This is a genomic window from Paenibacillus turicensis (genome assembly GCF_050461185.1).
GTDB classification, from domain to species: domain Bacteria; phylum Bacillota; class Bacilli; order Paenibacillales; family Paenibacillaceae; genus Fontibacillus; species Fontibacillus turicensis_A.
Window position 1 is genome coordinate 256825 of the sequence record NZ_JBCMOR010000005.1, and the last position, 7162, is coordinate 263986.

At 38.8% G+C, this 7162-nt stretch carries 6 protein-coding genes; 5 read left to right on the forward strand and 1 reads right to left on the reverse strand.

Going from position 1 to position 7162, the window contains the following annotated elements; translation table 11 throughout:
- Positions 1-89: 89 nt before the first annotated feature.
- Positions 90-1214, forward strand: a complete 1125-nt coding sequence (locus ABE099_RS03240) for a hypothetical protein (protein ID WP_430027317.1) — start codon at positions 90-92, stop codon at positions 1212-1214.
- Here the strand turns inward: ABE099_RS03240 and ABE099_RS03245 are convergent.
- The gene (locus ABE099_RS03245; RefSeq protein WP_430027319.1) at positions 1195-2019 is read right to left on the reverse strand and encodes a DUF2161 domain-containing phosphodiesterase; all 825 of its coding nucleotides are present in this window, start codon (positions 2017-2019) and stop codon (positions 1195-1197) included. The genes ABE099_RS03240 and ABE099_RS03245 overlap by 20 nt on opposite strands.
- A gap of 214 nt (positions 2020-2233) precedes the next feature.
- On the opposite strand from ABE099_RS03245, the gene ABE099_RS03250 reads away from it, so the two are divergent.
- From ABE099_RS03250 to ABE099_RS03265, 4 genes are all read left to right on the forward strand, one after another.
- The gene (locus tag ABE099_RS03250; protein ID WP_430027321.1) at positions 2234-4129 is read left to right on the forward strand and encodes a PrkA family serine protein kinase; all 1896 of its coding nucleotides are present in this window, start codon (positions 2234-2236) and stop codon (positions 4127-4129) included.
- 279 nt (positions 4130-4408) lie between these two features.
- Positions 4409-5263: a transporter substrate-binding domain-containing protein gene (locus tag ABE099_RS03255; protein ID WP_430027323.1), complete on the forward strand. Its 855-nt coding sequence runs from the start codon at positions 4409-4411 to the stop codon at positions 5261-5263.
- Between the two features lie 197 nt (positions 5264-5460).
- On the forward strand, positions 5461-6123 hold the full coding sequence (locus ABE099_RS03260) for an amino acid ABC transporter permease (RefSeq protein WP_430027325.1): 663 nt from the start codon (positions 5461-5463) through the stop codon (positions 6121-6123).
- On the forward strand, positions 6110-6832 hold the full coding sequence (locus tag ABE099_RS03265) for an amino acid ABC transporter ATP-binding protein (RefSeq protein WP_430027327.1): 723 nt from the start codon (positions 6110-6112) through the stop codon (positions 6830-6832). The genes ABE099_RS03260 and ABE099_RS03265 overlap by 14 nt, the downstream gene beginning before the upstream one ends.
- Positions 6833-7162 lie beyond the last annotated feature (330 nt).

Sequence of the window (7162 nt, forward strand, 5' to 3'; positions counted from 1 at the left end):
TGATTTCCAGCTATTATTTTAACATGACCCTATTCTATTATCAAAAAGCTAACATAGTTTTCCTATTTTATGGGAGAGGGGAAGGAGAAATGGAAGTGTGGCTCAACGAGTTAGTACAACAACTGCCTGCTCATGTTTTGCAAACGGTAAAGAGACATAAAAAACGTGGGACAATGATCTCATTTGCTCAAAATTGTGGGGATGGAGGTGTGGTGCTACCACGAGATTGGGGCGCAAATAGACTAAATGGAGATGAACTACAAAGCTGGTTGTTATCGTGGATTAAGAACCACTTTATGAATGGTAGCATTATGAATACACTATGGATCGCTACTAGTATAGAAAAGTTGTGGAGTCAATTATTAGCGGAGCTTATGCAAAGTGCTGAAGAAGTCTGGATCGTTCCTCCCTTGGCTCCGGAAATTACTAGATTACTGAAAGATAAAAAAGCAAAAATTAAAATAATAAAATCGCCCGTCCCGCTAGAATGGCTTCAGCATCAATATAAGCTCCAGACTCCTGCTTGCATTATTGTAGGCTCAGGCTCACATGAAGTTGTAGATTGGCTGAATTGTAGTGAAATAGCAGAGTTCATAACTTCTAACAAAATCCCCATTATAGTTGATCAAACGACCATGCTACATCCCATCACACTTTCACAATCTCCATTTATGTATGGCGTGTATTCCTTACAAAAATTATGGTTTCCCGATATTTCGTTAGCTTGGGTATCAGGGGCGAGGGAGTTGACAGCACGTGCAAAACACAACGAAGAATTCATGAGTGATAACCAAGGGATTGTGTCTGCACAGCGATTACATTACAAGCTCACTGATCCGTTATTTTCATGGGAAACACATCTGTTACAGTTGGAGGAGATATATGAAGCAAGAGGTAAACTAATGCTACAGCTGATGGATAGTGAGGAATGGCATCGCTGTATGGCTGGCCAAGGGCACATTGTAAAGGAGGGGATATACATTTGGTTCCCCCTGCGTTCAGACTTACAAGCACGTCATCTACTTCAGGCAGCGATGCTTCAAGGCGTTGACTTTTGGTATAGTGAAAGAAGAGACAGAGATGATGACGATGTTACTTCTCAACAAGAGCAATGGCTTCGTCTTAATTATGCTGCATACCCAGAGGCAGTCATAAAAAAAGGAATAAGCATTTTGCAAGAGATTTTAGAGGATTTTACAGCTCGCTCTTGCTAACGTTGCTGGCGTTACTATCGCTGTCTTTGGTCGTTGCGGTGAGATCCCAGCCTGAAATGACTGATGCATATTGGGTTAAGCTATCCTGCCCTAATGCACTAAGCTTATATTTACCTTTGGCTATTCGCTCAAACCATCCATAATAGTTATCACGCAAAATTGCACCTGCTGTTCCAATTCCGCTCTGCGCCTTCACTTGTCTTGGTGCCATAATAGCCCCATCTGTCATCACAAGGGCTATACGAAGTGCCTTTTCCCGATAAGCGGTCATTAGCTTAGTGCCGTAGCTTCCTCCTACATTATAATCGCCTGAACGTTCTTTAAATTCGTGGACTAAACGTGCTGCCTTCTTTGGACTTTTACGAGTAGGGGAGGTGCCGTACAGGTTACCGCTTATATTTGCGGTGTCATTTGCAAGCCCATCCACAGCAAGGTTTTGTTGTGGTGTACACATGATCTCTACAAGTGGTTTTTTTGTTTTATACAAGGTGACTGTAATAAAGCCAAGTCCTAACCTACGGCATAATGACGTAATATCAGACCAACGCTGATTATGAGATCCTTTTTTACTGCGATTTTTTTCCACCGCCACGTAAACGTTTGAGGTTAATTTTTGTCTATCTAGCCCTTGAAGTAATAAAGCAAGCGTAAAGGTTTTTTTGATTTCTACAATTAAAGGAGTATCGCTTCCATCCTTCATTCCAACGAGATCACAATAACGAACTTCACCTTTGATCGTATAACCATGTTGCTCAAAAAACTGTTTAAGTGGTGCATAGAGTTCACTTTCATGCATAACAGCCATAATTGAAATTGTCCTCTCCCTTGTCCATGCTTAGTTCACATTATAGTGTAGCATACAAATATGACATGTGGCTTAACATAAGATGCTTTTAAAAAATGGTCAAGTATTGTTGTTTCCTTGCATAGGTATGTAATACACTTTTACAGATAATTTTGCCCTTTACATATATCAGTAAAAGCTGTCCTGCAATCCACAAATGACAGGGGGTACTGGCATGGATATATTTGATCGTATTTCAGCCTATCGTGCGGAAAGTGATGCACTACAGTGGCATGGAAATTTAAAAAGCTATTTAGAGCTGCTTGCAAAGGATGCTACGCCTGCAATGACCGCTCATGCTAGAGTGTACGAAATGATCAAATCGTATGGGATCGAGGAAGTGGATGGTCGCAAACGATATGCCTTTTTTGAACAAGAAATATTTGGATTAGATCATGCGATTGAAAAGCTAGTAGAGGAATATTTTCATTCTGCAGCTCGAAGGTTAGATGTCCGTAAACGAATATTGCTGTTAATGGGACCTGTTAGTGGTGGGAAATCAACAATTGTTACCTTGTTAAAGAGGGGGCTTGAGCAATACTCTCGAACGGAGCAAGGTGCAGTGTATGCCATTGCAGGCTGCCCTATGCACGAAGACCCATTACATTTGATTCCTCATGCCTTACGTCCGCAAATTGAGCAGGAGTTAGGTATTAGAATTGAAGGGAACTTGTGTCCGATTTGTCAATTAAGATTAGAGCAGGAGTTTCACGGAGATATTGAGCATGTTCCCGTTGAGCGAGTGCTTTTATCCGAGGATCGTAGAATTGGAATAGGTACCTTTAGCCCGTCTGATCCTAAATCGCAGGATATTGCCGATTTGACTGGAAGTATTGATTTTTCAACCATTACGGAATTTGGCTCGGAATCTGATCCAAGAGCGTATCGGTTTGATGGGGAGTTAAATAAAGCGAATCGGGGTTTGATGGAGTTTCAGGAAATGCTGAAATGTGATGAGAAATTTCTATGGAATTTATTGTCCTTAACGCAGGAAGGGAACTTTAAAGCAGGGCGATTTGCCTTGATCAGCGCTGACGAAATGATCGTTGCCCACACAAATGAAGCAGAGTATAAAAGCTTTATTGCCAACAAAAAAAATGAGGCATTGCAATCGCGGATGATTGTTATGCCAATTCCTTATAATCTAAAGGTGTCAGAGGAAGAAAAAATTTATGCAAAGCTCATTAAGCAAAGTGATATGAACCATGTCCACCTCGCCCCACATGCATTGCGATCGGCAGCTATTTTCTCTATTTTGTCTAGGCTAAAGGAAAGTAAAAAGCAAGGGGTAGACCTTGTGAAAAAGATGAGACTATATGATGGGGAAGAGGTAGAGGGCTTTAGGGACGCAGATTTAAAGGAATTACAAACTGAATTTTTAGATGAAGGCATGTCAGGGATTGATCCGAGGTATGTCATTAACCGCATTTCCAGCGCCTTAATTAAACAGGATGTCGCCTGCATGGGTGCACTTGATATCCTTCGTGCGATTAAAGATGGACTGGATCAGCATGCTTCAATTGTGAAGGAGGATCGGGAACGATATTTAAACTTTATTAACATTGCACGTAGAGAATATGATGAGCTTGCCAAAAAAGAGGTACAAAAAGCGTTTGTGTATTCCTATGAGGAATCTGCGAAAACGTTATTTGATAACTATTTGGACAATATTGAAGCGTTTTGTAATTGGACAAAAATTCGTGATCCACTTACAGATGAGGAGCTTGATCCAGATGAGCAGTTAATGCGATCCATTGAAGAGCAGATTGGCATTTCAGAAAATGCGAAAAAGTCATTTCGTGAGGAAATTTTGATACGAATTTCAGCTTATTCTCGAAAAGGGCGCAAATTTCAATATCACCATCACGATCGCTTGCGCGAGGCGATTGAGAAAAAATTGTTTGCAGATTTAAAGGACATCGTTAAAATTACAACTTCAACCAAAACCCCAGACGAAAATCAATTAAAACGAATCAATGAAGTTAGCAAACGGCTTATCGATGAGCATGGCTATTGCCCGATTTGTGCAAATGAACTGCTTCGTTATGTAGGTAGCTTGTTAAATCGATGATTGGAAATTGTGAAAAAATTTAAAATTAATTTGATAAATTATTGCTCAATCTAAATTGTCTAATCTTAATCGTAAAGTTTGAATTATCTTACTAATCAGAACTTGTATACCCATGACTCTCTCTTATAGGGAAAGTCAAGGGTATTTTTTAGCATAGAAATAAGGAAAACAGCAAACATTAATGGTAAATAAAAGTTACGAAATTAGCCTTTGCATATATATTCAAACTATATTATAATTAGTCAGGTTATTGATATTACAGTAGGGGGATCACAAAGAATGAAAAAATGGAGTCTTATTACAATTAGTTTAATTTTATCTGTTGTTATGTTAAGTGCATGTGGACAAAAAGCTGCTAAAAATACAGATTCAGATAAAGCAAACCAACCTAAAAATTCAACAACAAGTCAGGCAAGTGGCAGTAAGCTAACGATTGATTCTAGTAAATTAATTATTGGACTTAGTGCAGATTTTCCACCTTATGAATTTCAAGTTAAATCATCTAATGGTAAAAATGAAATTGTTGGTTTTGATGTAGAAATCGCAAAAGAAATTGCTAAGGACTTAGGTGTTGAGCTTGAAATTAAGGATATGCCTTTCTCTTCTGTTTTAAATGAACTTAAAGGTGAACGGATTGACTTGATCTTGTCTGGACTTAGCCCTACAGAAGAACGTAAAAAGGAAATTGACTTCTCTAACATTTATTATACGGCAGAGCAGGCAGTTGTAACTTTAGAAGAAAATAAAGACAGCTACAAAACGGTAGATGCTCTTAAAGGTAAAAAAATTGGGGTGCAAATGGGCTCCATTCAAGAAGGTATTGCTAAAGAGATCGAAGGAGCAACCTTAACTTCATTGGCTAAAAACTCTGACATTGTAATGCAATTAAAATCAGGCAGAGTTGATGTAGCAATTATGGAAGGTCCAGTTGCTAAATCCTTTGTCAAAAACGTAGAAGGCTTAGTTATAACAGATGCAAAACCACAAGCGGAAGAAGAAGGTTATGTGGTAGGTATTAAAAAGGGACACACCGAAATGGTGAACCAAGTTAACAAAACGTTAGACAGACTTAAGGCTGAAAATAAAATTGAGCAGTTTGTGCTAGAAGCAACAGAGCTAGCTGAAAAAAAATAAAAAACGTAGTACAATAATGACCTAGACAGGAAAATGGCGGTTCAGGTCATTTTCTTTTTTAGTTTGTGAGGGTTTTATTTTGAGTGTGAGTAAGCAGTATGACAATGATAGTGGAATTTTAAATGAAAGCATGATTTAAGCCTGACGGTTCTAATGAAAGATCATATTGTAAGTTTGGATGAGGAAGGAACATATTTATGAAAATATTTGAGGTGTTTTGGGAATACCGAGACTATTATTTATCCGGTCTACAATCTACTTTATTATTAGCCGCTATCGGGGTGTTAGGTGGCTTTATTGTAGGTATAATTGTGGCATTAATGCGGATGTCCCGATTTAAAGTGTTAAAAGCGCTGGGTTCAATTTGGGTTGAGGTATTACGTGGTACACCAATGTTAGTGCAATTATTTATTATTCATTATGGGCTGGCGCAGGCTCTAGACCTTAAATTTACTGAACTGCAATCTGGTGCAATTACATTAATTATTAATAGCTCTGCTTATTTAGCTGAAATCTTTCGTGCGGGGATTCAAGGTGTGGATCGTGGACAATCAGAAGCGGCTCGTTCACTTGGGATGAGTCAAGGGATGACGATGCGTTTTATCGTATTACCACAAGCATTAAAAACCGTATTGCCTGCAATTGGGAATGAATTTATTACAATTATTAAGGAATCTTCGATTGTATACTTAGTTGGCTTTGCAGAAATGATGTACCAAGCTAACAGTATCGTGACGATGACTTATGATGGCTTAACGCCTTATCTTGTTATTGGTATTATGTACTTTATTCTTACCTTTACGTTGTCTAAAATTTTGGGCTTGTTCGAAAGGAGGCTGATGAGTCGTGATCAACGTTAATGACTTGACCAAGAAGTTTGGTAAGCTTCAAATTTTGAATGGGATTAATCTCAATATTACAAAAGGTGAGGTAGTCGTATTAATTGGACCATCTGGATCAGGGAAAAGTACCTTTTTACGGTGTTTAAACCTGTTAGAAGTCCCTACAAGCGGAACGATTTCATTTGAAGACCAAAATATTACAGATAAATCCTATAATATTAATTTGTCTAGACAAAAAATGGGTATGGTATTTCAACATTTTAATTTATTTCCTCATAAAACGGTGTTAGAGAATATCACAATGGCACCAATTAAAGTGAAAAAATTAGACGTACAAAAGGCAAATGAGATCGCCATAAACCTACTGAAAACAGTTGGCTTAGAGGATAAAAAAGATGCCTATCCATCTCAGCTATCTGGTGGACAAAAGCAACGGATTGCCATCGCACGTGCATTAGCGATGGAGCCTCATGTCATGTTGTTTGATGAGCCTACCTCTGCGCTTGACCCTGAAATGGTTGGAGAAGTGCTAGACGTCATGAAAAAACTTGCCGAAAACGGCATGACGATGGTGATCGTAACCCACGAAATGGGCTTTGCGCGTGAGGTTGGCGACCGCATTCTATTCATGGATGGCGGCAAAATCGTAGAGCAAGGCACACCTGAAGAAGTGTTCGGCAATCCGAAGGAAGCAAGAACACGTGACTTCCTGAGTAAGGTACTATAAAGATATTGCAATCCGGTAAACGTGTAATTGCATGATTGTTCATATAATTGTGATTACCTTGAACTAAAGCTCCTTTACTGCATAGGATTATTTCCAGCAGCGAAGGAGCTTTTTTCGCAAAAACACTAGAGATAATCCGAGAGGAAGAAACTCTAGTGTTTTTATTCTTTTAGTATTTTAGTCGTTTACAAATATGGAAAGTGCAACGAAGTGAACACAGATTCCATACCTGTTTTTAAAGCTTGGGGGATTGTGGGATAGTACAATCCCTCCAGCGACCTAGAGAATTCCGAATACAAGGAATCTAATATTTTAGTCGTTTACAAATAT

Coding starts and splice junctions, on each gene's coding strand:
- ABE099_RS03240 (WP_430027317.1), top strand. CDS start 90: ATGGAAGTGTGGCTCAACGAGTTAGTACAACAACTGCCTGCTCATGTT.
- ABE099_RS03245 (WP_430027319.1), bottom strand. CDS start 2,019: ATGGCTGTTATGCATGAAAGTGAACTCTATGCACCACTTAAACAGTTT.
- ABE099_RS03250 (WP_430027321.1), top strand. CDS start 2,234: ATGGATATATTTGATCGTATTTCAGCCTATCGTGCGGAAAGTGATGCA.
- ABE099_RS03255 (WP_430027323.1), top strand. CDS start 4,409: ATGAAAAAATGGAGTCTTATTACAATTAGTTTAATTTTATCTGTTGTT.
- ABE099_RS03260 (WP_430027325.1), top strand. CDS start 5,461: ATGAAAATATTTGAGGTGTTTTGGGAATACCGAGACTATTATTTATCC.